31 protein-coding genes and 1 tRNA gene are annotated in these 21,154 nt (G+C 45.7%); 13 read left to right on the forward strand and 19 right to left on the reverse strand.

Features of this window, described 5'->3' with window-relative positions; genetic code table 11:
• Positions 1 to 154: 154 nt before the first annotated feature.
• A complete protein-coding gene (locus tag GACE_RS11220) occupies positions 155 to 631 on the forward strand; it encodes a metal-dependent hydrolase (RefSeq protein ID WP_052400240.1) in 477 nt (158 codons plus the stop codon).
• Here GACE_RS11220 and hisS read toward each other — a convergent pair.
• Genes hisS through GACE_RS06060 form a run of 8 tightly spaced genes read right to left on the reverse strand, consistent with a single transcriptional unit; the run spans position 560 to position 6,493 of the window.
• On the reverse strand, positions 560 to 1,780 hold the full coding sequence (gene hisS, locus GACE_RS06025; RefSeq protein ID WP_048091997.1) for a histidine--tRNA ligase: 1,221 nt from the start codon (positions 1,778 to 1,780) through the stop codon (positions 560 to 562). The genes GACE_RS11220 and hisS overlap by 72 nt on opposite strands.
• On the reverse strand, positions 1,710 to 2,432 hold the full coding sequence (locus GACE_RS06030) for an RNA ligase partner protein (protein WP_084063762.1): 723 nt from the start codon (positions 2,430 to 2,432) through the stop codon (positions 1,710 to 1,712). The genes hisS and GACE_RS06030 overlap by 71 nt, the downstream gene beginning before the upstream one ends.
• Positions 2,429 to 3,091, reverse strand: a complete 663-nt coding sequence (locus GACE_RS06035) for a fibrillarin-like rRNA/tRNA 2'-O-methyltransferase (RefSeq protein WP_048091998.1) — start codon at positions 3,089 to 3,091, stop codon at positions 2,429 to 2,431. The genes GACE_RS06030 and GACE_RS06035 overlap by 4 nt, the downstream gene beginning before the upstream one ends.
• Entirely contained in the window at positions 3,069 to 3,845 is a 777-nt protein-coding gene (locus GACE_RS06040; protein WP_048092000.1) for an NOP5/NOP56 family protein, read from the reverse strand. Before GACE_RS06040 ends, GACE_RS06035 begins: the two co-directional genes overlap by 23 nt.
• Complete coding sequence (locus GACE_RS06045) at positions 3,835 to 4,773, reverse strand: beta-ribofuranosylaminobenzene 5'-phosphate synthase (RefSeq protein ID WP_048092001.1); 939 nt, start codon at positions 4,771 to 4,773, stop codon at positions 3,835 to 3,837. The genes GACE_RS06040 and GACE_RS06045 overlap by 11 nt, the downstream gene beginning before the upstream one ends.
• Positions 4,770 to 5,381, reverse strand: coding sequence for a hypothetical protein (locus tag GACE_RS06050; RefSeq protein ID WP_318249126.1), 612 nt, complete (start codon positions 5,379 to 5,381; stop codon positions 4,770 to 4,772). Before GACE_RS06050 ends, GACE_RS06045 begins: the two co-directional genes overlap by 4 nt.
• Positions 5,378 to 5,935, reverse strand: coding sequence for a CBS domain-containing protein (locus tag GACE_RS06055; protein WP_048092004.1), 558 nt, complete (start codon positions 5,933 to 5,935; stop codon positions 5,378 to 5,380). The genes GACE_RS06050 and GACE_RS06055 overlap by 4 nt, the downstream gene beginning before the upstream one ends.
• Positions 5,936 to 5,968: 33 nt before the next feature.
• A complete protein-coding gene (locus tag GACE_RS06060; RefSeq protein WP_052400241.1) occupies positions 5,969 to 6,493 on the reverse strand; it encodes a winged helix-turn-helix transcriptional regulator in 525 nt (174 codons plus the stop codon).
• Between the two features lie 100 nt (positions 6,494 to 6,593).
• On the opposite strand from GACE_RS06060, the gene GACE_RS06065 reads away from it, so the two are divergent.
• Positions 6,594 to 6,803, forward strand: coding sequence for a cation transporter (locus tag GACE_RS06065; protein WP_052400242.1), 210 nt, complete (start codon positions 6,594 to 6,596; stop codon positions 6,801 to 6,803).
• 81 nt (positions 6,804 to 6,884) lie between these two features.
• Here the strand turns inward: GACE_RS06065 and GACE_RS06070 are convergent, their stop codons facing one another.
• From GACE_RS06070 to GACE_RS06080, 3 genes are all read right to left on the reverse strand, one after another.
• Positions 6,885 to 7,235, reverse strand: a complete 351-nt coding sequence (locus tag GACE_RS06070; RefSeq protein ID WP_048092007.1) for a response regulator — start codon at positions 7,233 to 7,235, stop codon at positions 6,885 to 6,887.
• Between the two features lie 76 nt (positions 7,236 to 7,311).
• The gene (locus GACE_RS06075; RefSeq protein WP_158413819.1) at positions 7,312 to 8,766 is read right to left on the reverse strand and encodes a PAS domain-containing protein; all 1,455 of its coding nucleotides are present in this window, start codon (positions 8,764 to 8,766) and stop codon (positions 7,312 to 7,314) included.
• Between the two features lie 220 nt (positions 8,767 to 8,986).
• The gene (locus tag GACE_RS06080; RefSeq protein ID WP_048092009.1) at positions 8,987 to 9,865 is read right to left on the reverse strand and encodes a diacylglycerol/lipid kinase family protein; all 879 of its coding nucleotides are present in this window, start codon (positions 9,863 to 9,865) and stop codon (positions 8,987 to 8,989) included.
• Between the two features lie 38 nt (positions 9,866 to 9,903).
• Here GACE_RS06080 and GACE_RS06085 point away from each other — a divergent pair, with 38 nt between their 5' ends.
• Positions 9,904 to 10,692: an MEMO1 family protein gene (locus tag GACE_RS06085; protein WP_048092010.1), complete on the forward strand. Its 789-nt coding sequence runs from the start codon at positions 9,904 to 9,906 to the stop codon at positions 10,690 to 10,692.
• 147 nt (positions 10,693 to 10,839) lie between these two features.
• On the forward strand, positions 10,840 to 12,387 hold the full coding sequence (locus tag GACE_RS06090) for a class I adenylate-forming enzyme family protein (protein WP_048092012.1): 1,548 nt from the start codon (positions 10,840 to 10,842) through the stop codon (positions 12,385 to 12,387).
• On the opposite strand, the gene GACE_RS06095 is transcribed toward GACE_RS06090, so the two are convergent.
• Positions 12,365 to 12,829, reverse strand: a complete 465-nt coding sequence (locus GACE_RS06095; RefSeq protein ID WP_052400243.1) for a MaoC/PaaZ C-terminal domain-containing protein — start codon at positions 12,827 to 12,829, stop codon at positions 12,365 to 12,367. The two genes, GACE_RS06090 and GACE_RS06095, sit on opposite strands and share 23 nt — an antisense overlap.
• A gap of 145 nt (positions 12,830 to 12,974) precedes the next feature.
• On the opposite strand from GACE_RS06095, the gene GACE_RS06100 reads away from it, so the two are divergent.
• Positions 12,975 to 14,123 (forward strand): hypothetical protein, encoded by a 1,149-nt coding sequence (locus GACE_RS06100; protein WP_048092014.1) that lies wholly within the window; start codon positions 12,975 to 12,977, stop codon positions 14,121 to 14,123.
• Between the two features lie 226 nt (positions 14,124 to 14,349).
• Here GACE_RS06100 and GACE_RS06105 read toward each other — a convergent pair whose 3' ends face one another.
• From GACE_RS06105 to GACE_RS06115, 3 genes are all read right to left on the reverse strand, one after another.
• On the reverse strand, positions 14,350 to 14,820 hold the full coding sequence (locus GACE_RS06105; RefSeq protein ID WP_048092016.1) for a type II toxin-antitoxin system VapC family toxin: 471 nt from the start codon (positions 14,818 to 14,820) through the stop codon (positions 14,350 to 14,352).
• On the reverse strand, positions 14,805 to 14,984 hold the full coding sequence (locus GACE_RS06110) for a hypothetical protein (RefSeq protein WP_048092018.1): 180 nt from the start codon (positions 14,982 to 14,984) through the stop codon (positions 14,805 to 14,807). The genes GACE_RS06105 and GACE_RS06110 overlap by 16 nt, the downstream gene beginning before the upstream one ends.
• A gap of 299 nt (positions 14,985 to 15,283) precedes the next feature.
• A complete protein-coding gene (locus GACE_RS06115) occupies positions 15,284 to 15,475 on the reverse strand; it encodes a hypothetical protein (RefSeq protein WP_048092020.1) in 192 nt (63 codons plus the stop codon).
• A 173-nt stretch (positions 15,476 to 15,648) separates the two neighbouring features.
• On the opposite strand from GACE_RS06115, the gene GACE_RS06120 reads away from it, so the two are divergent.
• Together GACE_RS06120 and GACE_RS06125 are read left to right on the forward strand one after the other, a co-directional pair.
• Entirely contained in the window at positions 15,649 to 15,939 is a 291-nt protein-coding gene (locus tag GACE_RS06120; protein WP_048093730.1) for a nucleotidyltransferase domain-containing protein, read from the forward strand.
• 192 nt (positions 15,940 to 16,131) lie between these two features.
• Entirely contained in the window at positions 16,132 to 16,359 is a 228-nt protein-coding gene (locus GACE_RS06125) for a type II toxin-antitoxin system HicB family antitoxin (RefSeq protein WP_084063682.1), read from the forward strand.
• On the opposite strand, the gene GACE_RS06130 is transcribed toward GACE_RS06125, so the two are convergent.
• Complete coding sequence (locus GACE_RS06130) at positions 16,352 to 16,591, reverse strand: type II toxin-antitoxin system HicA family toxin (protein WP_048092024.1); 240 nt, start codon at positions 16,589 to 16,591, stop codon at positions 16,352 to 16,354. The genes GACE_RS06125 and GACE_RS06130 overlap by 8 nt on opposite strands.
• 128 nt (positions 16,592 to 16,719) lie before the next feature.
• Here GACE_RS06130 and GACE_RS11710 point away from each other — a divergent pair, with 128 nt between their 5' ends.
• The 4 genes from GACE_RS11710 to GACE_RS06140 all read left to right on the forward strand — a co-directional run bounded on the left by GACE_RS11710 (position 16,720) and on the right by GACE_RS06140 (position 18,403).
• Positions 16,720 to 16,884 carry a hypothetical protein gene (locus GACE_RS11710; protein WP_158413820.1) on the forward strand — a complete coding sequence of 55 codons (165 nt, stop codon included), beginning with the start codon at positions 16,720 to 16,722 and terminating at the stop codon, positions 16,882 to 16,884.
• Entirely contained in the window at positions 16,881 to 17,132 is a 252-nt protein-coding gene (locus GACE_RS06135) for a type II toxin-antitoxin system RelE family toxin (RefSeq protein ID WP_048092026.1), read from the forward strand. Before GACE_RS11710 ends, GACE_RS06135 begins: the two co-directional genes overlap by 4 nt.
• Before the next feature lie 112 nt (positions 17,133 to 17,244).
• Positions 17,245 to 17,376, forward strand: a complete 132-nt coding sequence (locus tag GACE_RS11905) for a hypothetical protein (RefSeq protein ID WP_318249130.1) — start codon at positions 17,245 to 17,247, stop codon at positions 17,374 to 17,376.
• A gap of 19 nt (positions 17,377 to 17,395) precedes the next feature.
• Positions 17,396 to 18,403 (forward strand): hypothetical protein, encoded by a 1,008-nt coding sequence (locus GACE_RS06140; RefSeq protein WP_048092028.1) that lies wholly within the window; start codon positions 17,396 to 17,398, stop codon positions 18,401 to 18,403.
• A gap of 278 nt (positions 18,404 to 18,681) precedes the next feature.
• Here the strand turns inward: GACE_RS06140 and GACE_RS06145 are convergent.
• Positions 18,682 to 18,754 (reverse strand) — tRNA-Val (locus GACE_RS06145).
• Positions 18,755 to 18,886: 132 nt separating this feature from the next.
• Between GACE_RS06145 and GACE_RS06150 the strand changes: the two genes are divergently transcribed.
• Both GACE_RS06150 and GACE_RS06155 read left to right on the forward strand, forming a co-directional pair.
• Entirely contained in the window at positions 18,887 to 19,207 is a 321-nt protein-coding gene (locus GACE_RS06150; protein ID WP_048092030.1) for a DUF134 domain-containing protein, read from the forward strand.
• Entirely contained in the window at positions 19,197 to 19,496 is a 300-nt protein-coding gene (locus tag GACE_RS06155) for a ribonuclease P protein component 4 (RefSeq protein ID WP_048092032.1), read from the forward strand. The genes GACE_RS06150 and GACE_RS06155 overlap by 11 nt, the downstream gene beginning before the upstream one ends.
• Here the strand turns inward: GACE_RS06155 and GACE_RS06160 are convergent, their stop codons facing one another.
• Positions 19,497 to 20,435 carry an Lrp/AsnC family transcriptional regulator gene (locus tag GACE_RS06160; protein WP_394324663.1) on the reverse strand — a complete coding sequence of 313 codons (939 nt, stop codon included), beginning with the start codon at positions 20,433 to 20,435 and terminating at the stop codon, positions 19,497 to 19,499.
• A 10-nt stretch (positions 20,436 to 20,445) separates the two neighbouring features.
• Positions 20,446 to 21,144, reverse strand: a complete 699-nt coding sequence (locus tag GACE_RS06165; protein WP_318249132.1) for a precorrin-2 dehydrogenase/sirohydrochlorin ferrochelatase family protein — start codon at positions 21,142 to 21,144, stop codon at positions 20,446 to 20,448.
• Between the last annotated feature and the right edge of the window lie 10 nt (positions 21,145 to 21,154).

The raw sequence follows: 21,154 nt of genomic DNA on the forward strand, positions 1-21,154 counted from the left end.
CCAAAGAATCCAGATTCCCAGCCTCTGCAAAAGGACAGCGACATTTCAGAATAAGGTTAGCATATCAGTATTTAAAGATTGCGAACATTATGAAGGCACGAACCACAGAAACCCCTGGCATTAAAATTAAAATCAGCACAAAATTATATCCGCTATGCTCAAAAAAACACATCTGATCGCATCATTTACACCTGTGTTCATATTCACCGGAAACCTGGAATACGCACTCATTGCATCCACATTTGGAGTTATCAGCGATCTGGACCTGGTTATTGGAATAAAACACAGAACAGTGACGCACTCACTGATCTTTGCAATACTGGTTGCATTGCTTTCAGGCATCATCAACCCGGCATACGGAATTCTTGCCCTTTACGGAATCCTGAACCACATAATTCTGGACATGCTCACAAGATCAGGAGTCGAACTTTACTGGCCCCTTAAACGAAGGGTCAGGATATCCGGATTCTCCTACAACAGTGTCATTCCAAATTACACCATAATCCTCGCCTGCATACTGGCACTTTATTACTATTCGGCAGAAAAAATTGAAGTGATTTCAGGTCTCTCTATTTTCAAAGAAGCTCTCAAGTTCCCCAATATCAACATCAATCTGTTCTTCCGTCCTTAAATCTTTGATTCTGACTGTTCCCTTTTCAAACTCCTCTCCCGCAAAGACTGCATAATCTGCATTGATTGAATTTGCAAAGCTCAGTTGCTTTCTGACGTTCCGGCCCATGACATCCACAACAGCATCTATTCCCATGTTCCTCAAAAGCTCGGCAACCTTCTGACCTCTGACGAAGTCCCCAAAGCTCACAACCACAGCCACCGGTCTTTTCGGAATTTCAGCACTGCATACCTCTACCACCCTGTCAAATCCTATGGCAAACCCGGTTGACGGCACATCCTCGCCACCAAAAAGTCTTGCGAGTCTGTAAGACCCCCCGCCACATATCTGCTTCTGCGCTCCAAGACCTTCAGCATAAACCTCAAAGACTATCCCCGTGTAGTAGTCCAGACCCCTCGCTATCCCGAAATCCAGACTGAATTCAACTCCGAGTTCTGTGAGAATCTCAGAAACTTTTTCAACGTGAGAGTAGTCAAATTCCGGATAAACCTCTTTTGCCTCCTCTACGGTGCTGCATCCTGAAAGTCGAACCACAGTCTCGAACAGGTCTGCTGATTTTCCCCTTTCATCCAGCAAAACCTTCAGCCCATCAAAATCCTTTTTATCGATCAGCCTCATTGCACTGTCAGCGTTGTCAAGACCCTCAAGCACCTTTCTCAGCAACCCCACGTGTCCAACATGCAGCCTGAAATCTATGCCGAGACCTCTTAAAATCCTGTATGCCAGATAAATGACCTCAGCATCACTTTCAGGTTTATCGCTCCCTATCAGCTCAACTCCGAACTGCCAGAATTCCCTGTATCTCCCTCTCTGCGGCCTCTCATACCTGAAGCAGTTTCCAAAGTAGTAAAACCTGAGGGGTCTCGGCATAACCGAGCATTCGTTAACGAACATTCTCATAACTGGAGCGGTAAGCTCAGGCCTCAGAGCGAGATCCCTGCCTCCCTTGTCCCTGAAGGCATAAATTTCCTCTACGATACCCTCCCCGGATTTCAGGGTGAAAAGCTCTAAATGTTCAAAGGTCGGAGTCTGAATTTCCCTGTACCCAAAACTTTCGGCAACCTTTCGCATCAGGTTTTCAATATGTCTCCTCTTCTCCATCTCCTGAGGTAAAAAATCCCTCGTCCCCCTCGGCTTTTCGATTTTCATCAAATTCACCCTCCACAAGCCTCAGATACTCTCTCAGCATTCTCGGAAACATTTTCGCCTCAACAAACCTGAGACCCATTTTTTCGGCCCACTTCTTTATACCCTCGTCGCTTGAAACCACCGCAGCGTCAAGTTCCTTCGCAAGAAGGAGCACATCAAGGTCTGGCGAGGAATCGAGAACCCCGTGCCTCGTAACCTCCCTGAACTTGTCCCTGAATCTGGAGATGATGTCGCCAACCTCATCTCTCACCTCGTCTTTTCGCTCATACTTCAATCCAGCTGCAGAACTCTCCCAGATGTGCTCCTCAGCAACCCTCATGGCCTTGTTTATTTTCTGCCGTACGGTGGTGATGTACTCATGAAAGATTTCGGCAGGTATCTTGACCTCGAACCTGTTGGGGGTCTTTTTGATGAGCCAGGTGTCAAGCTTCACGAAGACCTCTTTTTCACAGCCATATCTCTTCATGAAGCTGACAAGCTCGGAATAAACGGACGGATACGGTACGTAGCAGCTTATCTCAAGCTTCAACCTCGCCTTTGCTATTAAATCGAGAATCGTATTTGCGGATACGCATATATTTTCAAAACCTTCCTTGGACCTCATCCCGGTATCCGTGATGGCTGTCGTGTCGAGAACAAAGCGCTGCTTCAACCTCTCCACCTCACGTGAATGAATATGTGGTCCCTGTGGTATGGCTCGAGGCTCGCATGCTTTAGTATCTCAAAACCATCCTCAAGTTTGCGGATTACTTCCCCGTAAATTTCCTTAGGCTCTTTTGTCGAGTCGATGCTCCTCGCCTTAACAAAAATCAGACCCTCAGCATTTTCTTCTGCAAAAAACTCGAAATTCTTTCTGAATATTTCGACCTGATTCCTCTGAGCTATGTCCTGGTAGATGAAGTCCACCTTCTCGACAATCCCGCTGTACATCTCTGGCTGGGAAGCATCTCCGAGAATTGAGATTATGTTCTTCCTCTCCATCGCAAGCTTCAGAAACTTCTGAAACGGCTTCGCAGAATACTCCACCGCATAGATTATCCCGGAATCAAGTATATCCGAAAGGTGGCTAACGGTAGTTCCGCTTGCAGCCCCGAGATACAGGAGCCTGATATTTTCTCCAAAATCAATGCTATAGCCTTTCATGTAAAGTGCGCCAAGCTTGCTCCGCTGGGGTATCCACTCCCGGTATTCGCCCACTTTCCTTTCCCCGTAGTGCGGGGGATATGCAGATTTTGTGAAAATCCTCTTTCTTCCTTCAATTTCCGCCATAAACACATTATGGGCAATCTCACTTCCTTGAAAGCTGCTCATACTTCTTTCTTACCTCCTCAGAAAGTTTTTCATCAAGTTCACCCTTAAAGTAATCCATCCTCGCAGCTATGGCAATTTTATTTGCAATGAATCTTGCCATCTTTCCTCTTTTCTTTTTCGGCAGGTTCCTTATGAACGGATGCTGGAATATCACGCCGTGCTTTGGCACCTTGGCTTTCTTCCCCTTCCTTATCCTTGAGAGAGCCTTGAAAAGGGACTTCTCAGCTCCTATAACCTGTATGGTGCTTGCTGGAAATTCCGCCAGCCTCTCGAGGCTACCTGCCTTCTCAAGAAGTCTTGCCCCAATTTTTTCTCCGACAATTTCGCTTACGTTTGGAGCAATCTTCCGCATAACATCTTCGATTTCCCTTTCTATCTCCATCCTGAATTTTTCAAGCTCCCTGATTCTCTGCTCGAAAACTTCCACAACCTCACTTTCCCTTATCTCTTTCAGATCCCTGAGCTTCTCTCTCAGGAGATTTATCGAATTGTTCAGCTCGTCCAGAGTCCTTACGAGGGCTATGACGTATCTATCTTCCCGCCTCAGCTCTTTCTCAACAAGGTCTCTGCACACCTCAATGGCAGTTTTTCTCAAAATTCCGTAATAATCATCTCCGAAGACTTCCCTGCCGACATCAGCAGGTGAGAATGGCAGAGGCTCAGGGTTGCGTGCTGTGATAAACGATTTCTTCAGATTTTCAGACTTTCTGAGTTTTCCATCTTCGTAAACTCCAAACCAGAGATTATATTTCAACTTCAGCCCCCCTGTTTCTCGCTTTTGTTTTTATAATTTCAACTCCTATTTCCTTTTCCTTGAAATAACTTTTCGCGGCGTCAATGCCATCTCTGTCCCCCACGAAATAAACCGTTGGTCCGGTTGACGACATTCCCGCAGCACCATAGTCTCTCAAAACCTCTATGAGGTCGAAGATAAGCGTTCCATACTGGCTGACCTCTGCCCTCTTGAATCCCAGGTACTGAATCGCGTGAATTGCGTTGGCGAATTCATCAAGGTCATGTTCAACCACGGCAGGAAGGAGTTTCATGAGAATTATGTGAGCAAGCTCCCTCACGTCCTGCAGGGAGACGGGCGTATTTTTTTCAAACAGATGCTTTTCCCGCATACCTGCAAAACCCTTTTCGTCAGGGATTATCAGATACACATCCCAGTCCGGAAAGTCGTGCCTCGCAATAACGGGTGCCGGCTTTGCCCTGCTGAATGACGACGGGAGAAAACTGTTTTTCTCCTTCATGGCGTGTCCGCCGTCCACGATGAAACCACCAAGCTCAAATGCCGCGACTCCTATACCGGATGTTCCACCTCTGCCAGCAAGCTCCGCAATCTCCCTTACACTCAGCTCAATTCCATTAACCAGACTGTACGCCTTTCCAACCGAAAGGGCAAGCTGGGTCCCGCTCCCCAGACCGATGTGAGAGGGGTAAGCTCTCTCAATTTCCACCTCAAGGCCATAACCGAATTTTTTCTGAAATTTCTCGAGAACAGCTTTGCCCCTTTCAGCAAATTCTGCTTCACCCTCAACCCGAACCTCATCGCCTTTCCTGGCTCTGATAACAAACCCGGGACTCTCCAGAGTCAGACCAACGCCACCATCGACCCTTCCAACGGCTCCGTTGAGGTCCACAAGCGTTATGTGGATCCTTGACGGGGCTTTAATCCTCATTCTTTCACCCTCAGCCGGATTTTCTTGAGGTAATACTGGGAACGGGTATCAACGATGTACGCATCCGGAGCTATTGTCGGCATGTGGTAACCAGTAAAAATCCTGAGTATCTCTCCAGCCTGGAGGGAACATGTGAGAGCATACGAAATCGGATCAAACTTAACCCTCGGCATCTCCACTTCCCAGAATTTCACCCCATCGGGCAGGAAGGTGGTAATCAGATTGGGTATGAAGGGTGATCCAAGCTCTTCGGCTATTCTGGCGGCAACATCAATGTGTTTGTGAGCCACAATCACGTCTATCCCCTTCAGCTGTCTTTTAAGCTCGTCGTAATCATCAGGATACGGATAGCTTATCACACAGGAGTCGCTGCTCATCGGGTGGACTGCATCATAGTCATTCGCCTCAAGGGGATGCACGGTGCAGTCAATCCTCGAATCGTTCGGAGTGATGAAGTCGCCGATGTACCTCACACAGCCCACTCCGCCCCTCCAGAGGAGCTCCATGAGCATTCTGCTCCCGATTACCGCTACGCTGAACTTCCTTAAGTAGTCAATCTTCTCCTCCTCCGCCATCCCGTGCCAGAAAATCTGCGGAAAGTTCATCATTTCTCCCTCATGGCCTTCATGACATCGTGTTTGGTAACTATCCCCACTATCTTGCCCTCTTCAACCACAAGGAGAGCGGGGTTATTTAAAAGCATTTTTGAGATGCTGTCCAGGGACTCATTAGGTGAGATCTCCGGCAGGGGTTCTTCCATCACATCCCTGACACGCATGTCTTCACAGCCATCGAGCCCCTTCATCATGATGACCCTGAGAATCGAGCTTTCAGTGATGCATCCGAGATTCGCCCCATCCTTCACTACCGGTAACTGAGAGATTCCCTTCTCCCGCATAACGTCGATTGTGTCCACAATCAGTTCATCAGGACTGGCGAAAATGATGTCGGTCGTCATAATCTTTTTCGCAGTTATGCCTCTGCCCTCAAGCTCCCCGAGGACCTCAAAAATTTTTTTCACGAGAGACAGTTTGGGATCGAGATCGCCGCTTTCAATCCTCGCTATGAGCGGCTGACTGACGCCCACAAGTTCTGCGAGCTTTTTCTGAGTGATGCCAAGCTTTTTCCGTCTTCGCTTGATCTCCTCAATTTCATAAAACATGAGTACAACTATGTACCGGGTCCATTTAAATTATTAACTATCGTAATTTGATTCCCTGAACATATCAAGACATGTTGGGCAGCAGAAGACGTAAACCCGGTTATGTCTCTTGTACATCAGGGGCCTCTCGAAAGCCTCCTTTCCACAGTAATCGCACCTGAAGCTCAGAGGTATTTTCGAAAGTTCATTACCTCTGCGCCTCTCAATGACCGGAAAAATCTGTTCGAACTCGTATTTTTCACAGAGCTTTGCAAGTTCATCGGCCTTCTCCACCAGCGCCCTCACAAGGTATTTCCTCTTGCCTATCCTGAAAATCTCCACAAAGTCCTTCTCATCAGGCACATCATTTAAAATTGCAAGAAATTCATTGCCCTTCCCCGCACTTATCTCGATCTCGATCGTGTACTTCCTGATTATTCCTTCCTGCTCAAGCTTCTCTATCCTGGATTTCACGGTCTGTCTTGTCATCCCAAGAGCCTTTCCAATATCGCTGTAGGATAGCCTTGAGTTCTCCCTGAGCAGTTCGAGTATTTTCAGGTCATATTCGTCAAGCCGCACACATAACACCATGTTTACAGATACTTAAATCTTACCTTACATGCTGTTAGAAGTGAACTATATTACCAGTTAAATCAATTAAGCAGTAGTAAAACCGGAGGTGGTTGAAATTAAGGTGAAACTTGAGCTTTCAGGACTGACCTGCCACGGATGTGTTATGACAGTCAGGAACGTTCTCACAAAGGAGGGCGCCAAAGTACTGTCCATAGACCTGAAGTCTGCTGAGATAGAAGTCGATGGTGATGTCGAGAAATACCTGAAGGCCATCGAAAAATTCGGGTATTCGGCAAAGGTCGTCGCAACGGAGTAAGCGGAGAAATCCAGATATAATTTTGAAACTTCAATTTAATATTTTAATTTAAAATTTGGATCAAAATGGAAACAACGGGAACTATTCTAAATACTTCTCAATTTTTGCTATAAGTTCTGTTTTTCTTATGGGTTTACCAACGACATCGAGGGCACCCACTTTCAGCATATCCTCACCTTTGGTTGACGCATAAGCTGTGATCGCAATGATTTTCGCATCAGGATCAAAAGCTTTTATTTCCCTGGTTGCAGTTATGCCATCCATCTCCGGCATGAGAATGTCCATAAGAACGATATCGGGCTTAGACTTCCTGTAGGCCGCTACGGCCTCCTTCCCATTTGATGCGGAGATTATCCTACAGTAACTTGACAGCATAATCCCAAGAACCTCCCGAACCATGGGGTCGTCGTCAACAATCAGAACCTTTCTCATGATAATGGAAATTGTAATCATTAAATATAAGATTTTCGAAATGTCAGGAAACAGAAAAGGGAATCAAAGAAAAAAATTACACATATTTTTTCAGGAATTTTTTAAGCTTCTCGGACTCAATCCACCCATTATCTATCTCATCCAAGATTTTTTTAATTCTATCAACCTGTTCGAGAATTTTTGCCGACTCGACACCGGAAATTTTCAGTTCAGCAATGCCGGAGATTACCGTCAGCGCATTTTTAATCTCATCCGTGAGAATTGCAGAGCGATAGACGATGTCCTCGATTTTCTCATAAGCCTTCATTCTGATTTCCTCCAGTTCAAACGCCCGTAAAGCAAATGATATGTCCGCAGACAGTGTTTCGAGTATCGCCAGTTCTTCCTGACTCAGACTGCCGGAATGAAATACGGTGAGGGCTCCAGAGACCCCATCTGCTCTGAGAGGCAGGGAGGTTATCCAGATCTCATCACTCCCGGACAGATTCCTCAGAGTGCAGTTTTCGTCACAAACATCAACCTTCATGCTGACAGATACTCCGTGCCGGATTGCCCTTTCCATCACCCTGCAGTGCATGTCGCCAGCAGCATCCGCAAGGTTTCCAGAAACGACACTCAGTCGATCCTTCCCGACAAGGTCAATGCGAACAAGGAGATAATTCGGAAAAGAAGACAGTTCACTGCATACTTCTTCAAGCAGTTTTTTCCTATCTTTTTCGCTGTCAACCAGCATCTCTATTCTGATGAGAGTTCTGAGAAGCATTTCCCTGTGTTTCATCTCCGTAACATCTCTGCCGATTAAAAGGCAGTGTCTTTCGCCTGCGAGATCGACAGGAACCATGCTCACGAGATAGTGTCTGCCGTTGCAGCTGAATTCAAATGCGATTCTCCTTCTCCTCTCTACCACATTCGCAATATAATTCATCCACTTCTCCGAAACCTCCTTAGGAAGCACATCTTTTATGTTCCTGCCGGCCAGATCAGGACCGAAACACTCGGCCATCACGGCGTTGGCATCTACAATTACACCATCGCCCGTAAATATGCCGACCATGTTGGGTGTGTTATCGAATATCGCCCTGTAGATTTCCTCATTTCTCTTCAGCTCACCTTTAAGCAGTTCATTCAGCTTTGCCTCATGGGGGTCCCAGAAAATGCAAAGAAACAGCCTCTTTTCATTCTGATTTTTTGTATGCAGCGGACACACAGCTGTTGCCAGCCATAGATTTCTGGAAAAATCGCGCAATTCAAATTTAACCGGAACATATCCTTTTCTGATGGATTCGCACAACGGACAGTCCTGGGGGTGAGACGCACCGTCTGAGGCATCGGGACAGTACCGGGATATCACGCCCTTCAGCTTCCCGTCAATGTCATTTCTGAGGATCCTGTTCATGTAAACAAGAGAATGGTCCTCATCAACAAGCATCGTGTAGAGAGGAAAATTCTCAAACACCTGACTGATTGGCTCCATTATGCGTTCAGAACGAAATTCATCCCCTTCTGTAGATTCTCCGGCCATCCAGTCCATCACACTCTCCGGCAATAAAAAGTTTTCCATGAGAAATAATGGTTGTGAGTATGAGAACACGTGAAAAAAATCCTGACATAACAAGAAATATAAAATTTAAAAATTTAATTTTCGACAGTTCACACCCTCCAAGATTACAACCTGCAATTACTGGGCAATATCACCATCTTGAAGCAGGAGAATCAGGCAGTCGTAAATGCTGTTCGGGATAGAGGACGTCTCAGACCTGCTTCAGAACCCGTACAAGATTTTTCCTGAATTCAACCGTCACGCTTTCTCTGAAAGCAAATGGATTTCCATCTGCAGAGATGACAGTCTCTGCATAAAGACTGATCGAGCTGTCAAAACTCATCGTCTCTGTTCTGACCGGCTCCATGTTCCTGAGAATCTCCTTCGTTATCGAACCAAGAACGATTGTGTGGCTCAAACACGCAACGAGACAGTTGAAGCCAGCAAATGCTGAAATTGACGCACCTCCGGAGATTCCCTTTGCCAGATACCGCTGATCAAGCATCGAAACGAAAACATTGCCGTAAACGCCCTCAATGGTCCTTTCGCCTTCTGAAACTCTCACATAGAACTTGTCCGGATTGCCCTTCTTCATTTCCCCCCTCATGTAGCTCAGAGCATCGAGCTCAGCAATTTCGCCATCTACAGTTCCAAGAATCGTGGGACCGGCAACAACATCGTTGAAAGCCACTCTCCCGTACTCGGGGATGTAAAGCCCATCCACCTCCACAACCTCAAGGGATTTGAACTCCGGATTGCACATCAGAGGCCCGGCATTCGTTGTCCCCATGGGTATGCAGAGCAGCGGTTTTTCGGGGAATGCAGATGCTGCATCGCTTGCCGTGCCGTCTCCCCCAAAAACAGCTATGACGTCCACAGCACTGTCAAGCTCCTTAACAAGCCTGATGGTATCGTTCCTGTCGAAAGTGCGGTGTATCTCAACAATGTCTGCGTTATCAAGGTAATCCTGGCCAAGATCATCCTGTCCGGTAACCACTCTGTCAGGCTCAAGCCTCGATACCACGTTTCGTACAAGCTCCGGATCCGGCCCATCACCCGCCTTAGGGTTCACGACCACGCCGAGTTTCATGACAATATTTATTAGGTTGCATTCACATATTTAAAACCATGAGATACCCCAGATTTGCGGGCTCATTTTACCCCTCCAACCCGGAGTCCCTGCTTGCCATGCTCAACGATTTTACCGACAGGGGTAGAAAGGACGATGACGTTATTGGAATTGTTTCCCCTCACGCAGGATACATGTATTCGGGAAGAACTGCGGGAAAGGTTCATTCCCTGCTGAGGGACGCCGAAACCTACATCATCATAGGCCCAAACCACACCGGACTGGGAATGCCCGTGGCGGTGTCAACGGACGAATGGGGCACACCGATTGGAGTTTCAAAACCGGATTCAGAGTTTACGGATGCGATGCCAAAGGTTGCTGTCGTACCTGATGAGATGGCCTTTGCCGAAGAGCATAGCCTTGAAGTTCAGCTTCCGTTTTTGCAGTTCCTCCATTCGGATTTTGAGATTGTCCCGATATGCATGGGTCTGCAGGATGAGGAGAGTGCAAGAGAGGTGGCCAGAGAATTAATCCAGGCTTACGAGGAGACGGGAAAAAAGATCGCCGTTGTGGCTTCCAGCGACATGCACCACTACATACCCGACGAGGAGTGCAGAAGAAGGGACGAGATCATAATTGAGGCTGTGGAGAGCATGGACGTGAGGAAATTTTACAGAACGATCTACGACACGCAGGCAAGTGTGTGTGGATACGGGCCCATAGCCGTGGCAATGCTGATTGCCGAGTATTTCGGTGCAGGTGCCGAGCTTGTGCATTACTCCACGAGTGGAGACGTGGCAGATAAGAGCTACGTTGTTGGATATGCGGGAATCGTTTTCAGGATTTAAGTGTTACCCGCTGCATAACCTGAAAAAGTGCCATTTTTGTTTGGAGAGGTTTGTTCACGCGCACAGTGAATAATTCGCAAAAAATACGTCGGCCCATGAAGATTTCAATACCAAATGATTATATATGACCTTTAGACAAACCTAGGTATGGTTGAGGAGTTTGATTTTCTTTGGGAATACCTGGATTACTGGGCAGAAGTCGACAGGGATTACACGGCCATAAAATTCGGAGACAGAATGATCAGCTATGGAGAGCTGAAAGATTCCGTTGACGCTCTGGCATCAGCTTTTCTATCTCTCGGTGTTGAAAAAGGTGACCGGATTGCAACAATCCTTCCAATGAGTCCGGAGTACGTTTATACCTTTCTCGCATGCACGAAAATAGGGGCGATATGCGTTCCCATGGATGTAAGATACAGAATAGCCGAGCTGAGGCGATTTCTCGGCCATGCGGAGCCAAAAGTGGTGGTATCGATCAACACTTTCCAGGACAATAACGTGAAGGCGACTCTTGAAGAGATCAAAAACGAAATTGGAAATCCTGAGATGTTTTTCCTCAATTCAGAACGATCTTTCTACGAGCTGCTGAAAGAAAAGCCCTTAGAAAATCCGGTGGAACAGTCTCCAGATGACGATATTCTGATAATTTTCACGGGGGGCACAACAGGTGTCCCAAAAGCCACGCTGCTGTCCCACAGAAACGTCATTTCAATGGCAGCTGGCGAGCTGAGGAGCATACTCGGATATCTGGAGAGGGAGGAAAGGCTGAATTCACTCATTCACCTCCCGCCAAGCCACGTTGGGGGAACCACTGAGCTTCTCGCCGTTGGAATCATCAACGGATCAAAAATGATTCTGATTGACCACTGGAGACCGGACGCTGTCATCAAAGAGCTTTCAGATGAAAGGATACCGTTTTTCGGTGCGGTTCCGACGATGTTCGCACTGGTGTTTTCCTTCGCAGCCCAGAACAAAATACCCCTGCCTCCGGTTGAGATGCTCGTAACTGCCGGTGAGAAGCTGAACCCAGAGATGCTCAGGAGAATGATGGGCTGGTGCAGCAAAATAGGTATAGGATATGGCTCGACAGAGACGTCAGGGTTCGCGACGTTTTCCCGGCCTGAAGATGACCCTGACAAATTCACAGAGGGGTACGTCGGCGTGCCTTTTGAGGGCGTCGAGGTGAGGATTGTGAACGACAGCGGAGAAGAGCTGAAGGATGGCGAGATCGGAGAAATCCTTGTTAAAGGACCAATGGTGAGCAAGGGCTACTTCAACCAGCCGGAAGAAACTGAAAAGGGTTTCAAAGACGGATACTGGATAAGCGGAGACCTCGGATACATGAAAGGCGGAGAACTGTATATTGTTGGCAGAAAAAAGGAGGTCATAAGGGTGGGGAGCTACACGGTACTGCCGTCCGAAGTTGAGGAGGTCGCAATGAAAAATCCGAAAGTGGCCATTGCTGCAGCATTTGGGGCTCCACACGAAATTTACGGAGAGGTTGTATGGCTTGCAGTCGTTCCAAAGCCGGGTGCTGAGATAGATGCAGAGAAAATTCTTGCAGCGTGTAAAGAAGAGCTTGCTGACTTTAAAGTTCCGAGAAAAGTACTGGTAAGGGATTCGATACCCCTCACGCGCCTCGGCAAGGCAGACAGAATAAAATTGAAGGAGATTATTCTGCAGGAGATTTCCTGACGAGCGCAGAATATCTGGCGACCAGCACCACCTCATTTTTTTGGTTCACCACCTCAAGCCTGTAGGTTACAATCCCTGATTTCTCTCCGGCATCTCTCTTCTCAACCACCTCTGCCCTTGCTCTTATCGTATCTCCGATGAAAACCGGTTCGAGAAATCTGACGTCCTCTATCCCGTAAAAAGCCACAACGGAGCTTACATCATACCTGGACAGAAGCACCTGATCAACCATCCCGAGCGCAACTGAGAGAACAAGCATCCCCTGAGCAATTCTCTCTCCAAAAACCGTGTTCTTGGAGAACTCCACATCCGTGTGGAGTGGAAAGAAGTCGCCGGTGAGATATGCAAACATCCAGATGTCAGACTCGACAATCGTTCTCGGAATCGACTCCACTGCATCTCCAACACTGATTGCTTCAAAATACATGGGCTCCCGATTCATCGATTTTACTGTCATTTCCAAAATATTTAAACATTGGTAACCGTGTAAAGCAGTGAGCCGAGAGTATTGATGAACTGAGTGCACTGAATCCTTCCCGGCCATGCTGGCAGTAATGACTATAAAGAACTCCGGAGTAGTTCAGTTAATGGGATTCGGATTTTTTAAAAGAAAAAAGGTGGAGCATCCAACACTGGAGGAAGCTGAGGTTAGAGTTCTGAACATGATAAGCTCTGCCGAAAGAGGTATTGAAACATTCATCTCAGAAAAAGAGGCGGAAATACGTGCAGAAATTGACAACCTGGTCTCGGCTCTCGAGATGTTTGACGTGGATGCGGTGCACCCGAGGCTGAGAAATCAGGCCCGCAACTTTGTTTCAGCCATGCTGACGCTGTGGAGAACTGGGCCAGATGGTGGCACGGGTGATGTGTTCCTTGAAGCATCGAAAAAGCTCGAAAAAGTGGCGTCCATGAAGGCAGGGTATTTCAGAATGCTTTTTGCGGTAAATCCTCAGGAGATTGAACAAATTGACAGCCACCTCAGAGGCATAGCAGGCATCATCGCGGATGTTGAAGGAAAGAGGAAGGAGGCAGGAATTGTCGACCTTGAGGACGCACTCCGGCTGATCGAAAACACAAAAAGCCTCACTGAAGAAAGGAACAGGGCGAGTCGTGAGCTCTCTGAACTGCTGTCTGAAATTGAGCGTGTCAGGGCAGAAGTGGAATCTGAAGACGAAGAAGGAGCTGATGGACTCCTCGCAAACCTGAGGGCAGAAATAGAGGCGATAGGACATGAGATCAATATTAGAGAGAACGAGGTGCACAGAAAAATTGCCCGCGTTAAAAAGCCAATCAGGCTTTACGCCCACGCGATAGGAGTTAAGGTCAACACAGACACCCGCAACCTTCTGCTCAACATGGATGATCTCAAGAGCCTCGCCTCTGGTGCACTTTCTGAGGTGAAAAAGGGAAACATAAAGCTGAAGGAGAAAAAGCTGGATACCACACTCAGATACCTTGAAGAAATTTTGAATGGGAGTCTCGAGCTCGAGGTTGAAAAAGTCGATGAGCTTAAAAGAAGGCTTAAGGCTCTGGAATCTGAGGTCAGAAAACTGGAGTCGCAGTGTGAGAGACGCAATCCTGCCGAAAGACAGAGAGCACTTGAGAGAAGGATAACATCGCTCGAAGAAACGATAAGCCTGCTGGATGGTGAGGTTGCGAAGTCTGAAGAGAGTCTTGAGAGGGTACTATCGGTGCTGTGGGACTGTGAAGTAAGATTGCAGACCGGGAAGCTGTAGAGCATTCTGTGGGCAGAAGCTGATTTGGAGGTGCGAACGTGACTCTCAGACATTCATCAGTCCCCATACCACAACCTCTCGAAACAGCCATCCACTCCAGAACCCCGGTTCTGGTGGATGTCTGTGGAAGAAACTGTCTTTTTGAGAAGTGAAGAAGACTGGTGTAAAGCTTTCCCCAGGAATGGAGATTGAATACGTGGTTGTTGATTTTAGTAAAAAGCTCGTCTCAGTCAGAAATTCTGAGAGCATTGATGTGAATTACTACAGAAAACTGCTTGAGAAGGATACAGGGAGGTTGATCCCCATCCAGCGTAACCAAAGCATCAACTCCGTGCTTTATGCAGGTCGCGAGTATAATTGCATCGTTTGGGAGAAGGCCATAATCTTTCATCAGGTCATAGGACTTTTCCACCACTTCTTCATCCACCTGAAGGATGCTGAACTGGTTTATGAACTCGAGTGGATCCTTCTCATCAATGTACTCCGAAATCACTCCCTTTCCCTTCATCGTCAATGGAGATTTTCCCGATTTAAGAGACAGATAGTGAAATACGAACTCGCTGAAAACGATGTCATTTATGTACGTATCGACATCAACATTCTTGAGCTTTTTGAGAATCGCTCCAGCTTCAGAATTACCCTTTACAAACTCGACGAGAACTGACGAGTCTACGAAAACCCTTACTGGAGATACCACTCCTCTTCCCTCACTTCACCCTGATACCTTCCAAAATACCTGTCGAGAACGTCATCTCTGAGTTTTTTCTGCCGGAGAACACTCTTCACGGCATCCTCAACAGCTTTCCTAACTTTCTCTTCCATTCCGTCGGGGACCTTCAGCCTGATGGTTATTTCGGCCATAACTGATTACAGTTCAGTCATGGAAGTATTTAAGGGTGTTGATGTTTGTCTAACCCTCCATCAGAGCTTTCAGCATCAGCTCTCTATCGCATCTCCTGAGAATGTACCTGGTCCTCCCCCTGCCCTTCTTTCCTGTCTGTCTCAAATATTCGCGCAGATTGGCTCATCCATTCTCGCTCTGGATATTCCCGTCTTTGGAGGCAGTCCAGACTGTACTCCATTGCGAAAGTAAAACAGATCCTTAATTTGATTTATTTACCACACAAAACAGACAAATTTTCCAGTTAAACGGACTTAATTCATTTTTCATTCTCAATTCTCTTCAAATCCCTTTCTATCAACCTGATCCAGAGGTCTATTTTGCTCATGCACTCCCTAAAAGGTAATTTATCTCTCTCATCAAGGATTATTTCTCTCGATACTGCATCTTCAGGTAATGTCTTGACGAACTTTTTCAGCTCGTGCAGTTTTACATAACCGCATTCTCGCATATCTTAATCTTATCTCTCGGCTTATAAATATTTTCGGTGATATATATTTTGCACGAAATTAAATAATCTCATGATTTATCATAACAGATCCCCATGGCCCTTTGGAGGATGGAGAAGCTGGCGGGAAAAATTAAAGAAGTTCTGGATTCATTAGGTTATAGGCCGGGATGATTATGAAGCTCGATGATGTTGTTCAAAAAATCAGAGATAACGAAGGCATACTGAAAAAGAGGTTCAAAATCAAGAGTATTGGCCTTTTTGGCTCTCTCGCAAGAGAGGAGGAAGTAATCCACGACGTAGATATAATTGTGGAGTTCAGCGAGCCAGTTGGGTGGGAAATTGTGGATCTGAAGGAGTTCCTTGAAGATCTGCTTGGGATGAGAGTTGACATCCTCACAAAGAAAGCAGCCATGAGCAAACCTCTGCTCTGGAAGTCAATTGAAAGGGAGATTGTGTATGTCTAAGAGGAGCCCTGAGCTTTTCGTTCGGGATATGCCTGAAGAAATGGAGGAATAGTACGTGGGTTTGATTACACAGTTTGTGTTTGGCAGGCTGAGAATTGCTGAAATGTGATATCTCTCGCCTTTTCTGATCGCCATCAATTAAGGATGCAGGGGGCAACAGTTTTATAAAGCACCAAAACCAGAACATCTATCGTGACAACGCTGACAGCTCTCGTGTGGAAGGAAGGAGATCAGTACGTTTCAAAATGCCCCGAGCTTGAGGTTGCGAGCTGTGGTGATACAATAGAGGAGGCTCTTGAGAACCTCAAGGAGGCCGTGGAGCTTTACATCGAGAACGCAAAAGAGCTCGGCATACTTGATGATGAGCTTGAGGCTGTTTTCAGTAAAAAGTTTGTGACAACATTTGAGGTTACTATCTGAGAAGCTCCAGAAATTCCTCCTTGCTCAATCCTGCCTGTTTTAAAATTGACAGGAGCGTACCTTTTGGGATGTTCTTTTTCCTCGGAATTATCACCAATCTTGCTTTTCCTTCATCATCCACTCTGTACATGGCAATGTGGCTACCCTTGCCTCTTTTTGGTGCATAAATGAATCCGGCTTTTGATAGAGCCTTTATGACATCGCTGTAAGACACTGCTGGCAGTTTAGCCATGAAGTTTTAACCAAACAAGAAAATAAAACAGTTGTGGAGAATGCTGGAAAATGCATAGAAAGTTCGGTTTATCTCATTTATCGCTTTCTCCAAAATCCTCATATAATCTGTGAATCAAATTTACAAACATGGATGCCGAACTCCTCAGAAGAGTTGAAAGACTGGAGGAGAAACTTGACAGAATCCTTGAAATTCTTGAGGATGAATTAACTGAAGACGAAATCGAAGAACTCAACAGAATGAGCGAGAGAATGAGGAAGGGTGAAAAAGTTCCTTTGGACGATCTTTTATGAAGATTTACCTTGATAGAGATGCAGCAAAACAGGTAAAGAAACTTAAAGAGGATGAAAGATCAAGAATCTTAAGACGAATCAAAGCCCTTGAAGTTGATCCATTTCTCGGAAAGAAACTTAAGGGGCGAGAAAACACATACTCCCTGAGAGTTGGCAAATTCAGGGCTATATACGAAATCCATGCGGATCGGGATGAAATCTGGGTTTTAAAAATTGATTTAAGAAGTAGAGTTTACGACAGAATTTGAGTTTCTGACAATTTAGAATCCTGTTACTGCCAACATGTTTATGCTTTTTCAATCCGATTATTCTAAGTTGAAGAAAAAGAGTTTTTATAGTATCGAACAAAATTGTAAACGCATGCAGGTTCAGGCTGGGCTGGGCGAGAACAGAGCTGACGGAAGAACGATTGATGTGATTGCAGAGTACATCGGACTGAAAAGAGAGGATGCGAAAGAGTTTTTTCGATTATGCGGAGTGGTATTTGTTTAATGGGTGAAGGTGGTTTCAAATGAGGTGGAAAGAAAAAGTAGTAGCTGGCTACCTCGTTTTTATTATAGTCAATCTTGCGATTATAGATTATCTTGTATGGAAAGGGGTAGAACCTCAAGTGTTGAATGAGGGCTTACCGCCAGATGTTGCAGAGGCTCTTCTTCTTTCGTTTTCAATACTGTTGACAATATTCCTATTGGTAGTTTATTTAGAGCAGTCTAAATTCATGGAGAAGCAAACTAAAATTTTTGAAGTTGATAAACTGCCTATGCTTATCTTTAAAAAAATAAAAGAAGGAGAACGGGCTTTTGAGATATTTAATGCTTCTAAATATCCAGTTAAAATAGAGTTTGATAGCTTCATACCGGAAGAACACTACGAAAAGAGGTTCAATGAACAGCAAAGAGGGAAAGAGGGACAAAATCCACCACAAGAAGTTCGTTTTCGTCAAATGCTAAGAGAGGTTTATATCTATCCAGATCAAAAAAGAACAGTTCCTGATAAAAGCAAATCAGAAGCTGATATTGATGTTCCGGGAGTTTTGAGAATAAAAGCATCAAATGTGTTTTATCCGGATGATTTCACTCTCACGTATGAGTATGATATAAAATCCGGAAGATTTAGGCTGGTTGGAAATGGTTTTCAAATTGGTTATAGGGGGTGGAATAACACAGGTGCGAGTGTGGAACATTTTTATGAGTTTGCAAATAAATTTACACCATACTTAGTGATCTATTCAGCTATGATGAATATATCCATCGCACTCATGGCATTTTCAGATAAGTTGGCAAAGCTTACTTCTATCGGAAACTGGGTGTTTGCTCTCATAGGATTCTTGTTTGGCATATCTGGGATTTTAACACTAATAGGGTTGGCATCTCGTATATGGTCGGAGATTAAACTTTTCAGACCGTTGAGAGAAAATCTTGTGAGGTTCTTCGCTTTCTTAGCGGTTCTCCTTCCTTCTGGTGGGTTAATTTTGTTCTTTTTACTTTTATTTAAAGAAGTTCTTGTAAAGTTTTTTTAGGCTTATTTTTGTTCCTACCCTTTTATATACTACCTTCGCCCCTTATGTTCCACATGGAACAATCTGGAACACACTCTGAATCAACCTCTGTAAAGAGACTTTCCGCCAAAAACAGCCAGCAGAGGGTTGATTTGCATATAAGAATTTCAAAGGAGAATTATATATTTTTAAAAGAAAATTTCAGAAATCGATTTTCTGAGACTATTGACAAACTTCTGGACTCCCTTAGGACTGGAGACCCTGTAAGAATTGAAATTTTAAGAATTGGAGGTTATGAGTGGGTCCGGCCGGATTCGAACCGGCGACCTCCTGCGTGTGAGGCAGGCGTCATAACCACTAGACCACGGACCCTCAAAACTTGGGAAACGGTAGGGTTTATGATTTTTATGGTGGCAATCCCTTTGCAAGACTGGAGTCGGGGGCAGCAAAAATAACACCGGTGCGAAAAAACAGTTAAATACACGGTAATGAATAAATATTCAAATGCCCAGAAGGAAAAGAAAGAGATTCGTCGAGTTCAGCTTTCTCGAAAAAGGAGGAGAAGTGGCAGTTTATCCAGATGAAGCCGAAGCTGTCAGACTCGTTGACGTTATGGGATTCAGCCAGAAAAAGGCAGCCGAGCTTATGGGGGTTTCCCAGCCAACGATAAGCAGGTTGCTCGAATCCGCCAGAAAAAAGCTGGGCATTGCGATGCTCGAATCCCGAAAGATAAGAATTGTGTTTGATGACTGTTTTATCGAGGTTAAAAGGTGTGGGAAGTGCTTTAAACCGGTTGAGAAATGCAGGTGTGAAAATGGCTGTTAAAAGAAAAAAAGGTCTTGAAAGGAAGATAGCCAGAGAGAGGATAGGTTACCTGCTTGATCTTGCCGACAGGGTAAAGCTCGAGGACTACGATCTCTCCAGGAGGTATGTTGAGCTTGCAACTAGGATTGCGAGAAAGTACAGAATCAGGCTGAGAAAAAAGAAGCTCAGATTCTGCAAAAAGTGCCTGTATCCATACAGAAGCGACAGGGTCAGGGTGAGGACAAGCAAGGGCGTCGTCAGGATAACGTGCCTGAACTGCGGAAATGTCAGGAGGTTCAGAATAAAATAATCAGTCCTTGAAGCTCTTCAGACTGTACAGAATCTCAAGCTTTTCAACGCCTTCAACTCTTCTTGCCCTGTCTGCTATCTGCTCTATAATTTCTCTGTTCACAGCATGAATCATAAAGTACACCGGATAATTCCATTTCTCCGGTACCTCCCTCTGGACCAGGTGAGTTATTTCGGGAATATCTTTCAGGAGCTTCTTCGCAACTTTCTCCGGCTCGCCTGTCTTTATCAGGTTCATACCGTTCTCCCTGAAACCCGCATTGTAACCGTTCAGCACCGCATAGAAATCCCTCACAACCCTTTTCTCGATGAGCTCTGAAATCAGATCAGCAAGCTCAGCCTCTGAATATCCGTACCTTTCGGCAAACTTCCTGAATGGTCTTTCCTCTACGCTGAAGTTTCGCTCCATGTCTCTGAGCATTTCTCCATCAATGCCAAGCTCCTCGACCCCCGGCACATCTGCCCTTTCCTCCACTCTCGTGCTGAATGAAACCCCTCTGAACAGGTCATACTTGACATCCATCTTGTAAACCCGGACACTCGGCAGGACTACGTAATTTTCAACCCCGCATCTCTCCATCAACTCTCTCGCCTTCTCAAAAAGCTCCTCTTTCGTGGGAGCCTTAATCGTGAACCAGATGTTGTAAGTCTCATGCTCTCTGAGAAAGTTATGCTTCACCTTCTTTTCAGCGTTTATTATTCTGACTGCTTTCTCCACATCTTTAACCTCCGCACCCACAAGGGCGGCATGGCTTATACCCCTGAAGGCTTTGTAGTTGAGCTGGGGACCGATTTTTTTCACGATGCCATTTTTCAGGTATTCTTTCAGAGTTTCGACCACATAATCTGCAGGCTTACCAAGGCTGTCAGCCATATCAGCAAACGGAGTTTCACTTACGGGCATTTCGTACTGGGCCTTCATCAGAAGCTCTCTGTCCAAGATTACCACCTCAGAATTTTATCCTGACGACACTTTCGTCGATTTCCCTTCTGCCTTCCATATATTCCTCAATGAACTTCACCGCAAAGTCCTTTGCCTCCTCGACCCTTCCATCCCTGACGAGTTTTCTGAAATGTTCATCACTGCTTACAGCAAAGTACATCTTCATTCTCACGTTTACAGGGACATTATTCTCCTTCATGTATTTCTTGAGGAAATCCATCGCCTTCAGCAGATTCAGAACCTCTTCATCTTCCTGAAGCAGTTTCAAAAATTTGTCTCTCACAGCCCTGGCAACCACTCCGCTCTTACCCTCGGTCGTAACCGCAAATCTGATACCATCAACTTCTCCGTCAAAAGGAACAACCACCTCTGTTTTATCAGCATCATTTGCGAGATTGACAAGGGCTTTGTGCTTTCTCGCAAGCTCAATGACCGTGTCGTTTATTCCAATGTCGGGAATTGCGACGGTTACCAGATCGCACCACATGATGTTTTTCTCAAGAACATCTGCGTCCCTCGCATCCCCCATAACAAGCTCAATCCCCTCAATCCTCCTAAGCTCATCACTGAAGTCGAGGCTTAAAACTCTCACGTTTGCTCCGGCGTTCAGAAACTTCCTGACCCTGCTTGTCCCGACTCCACCCCCACCGATGACCAGGACATTTTTACCCTTAAACTCAATGTAAAGAGGTATTCTCAAACTCACCACCTGAAAA

The sequence above is a fragment of the Geoglobus acetivorans genome (genome assembly GCF_000789255.1).
GTDB classification, from domain to species: Archaea; Halobacteriota; Archaeoglobi; order Archaeoglobales; family Archaeoglobaceae; genus Geoglobus; species Geoglobus acetivorans_B.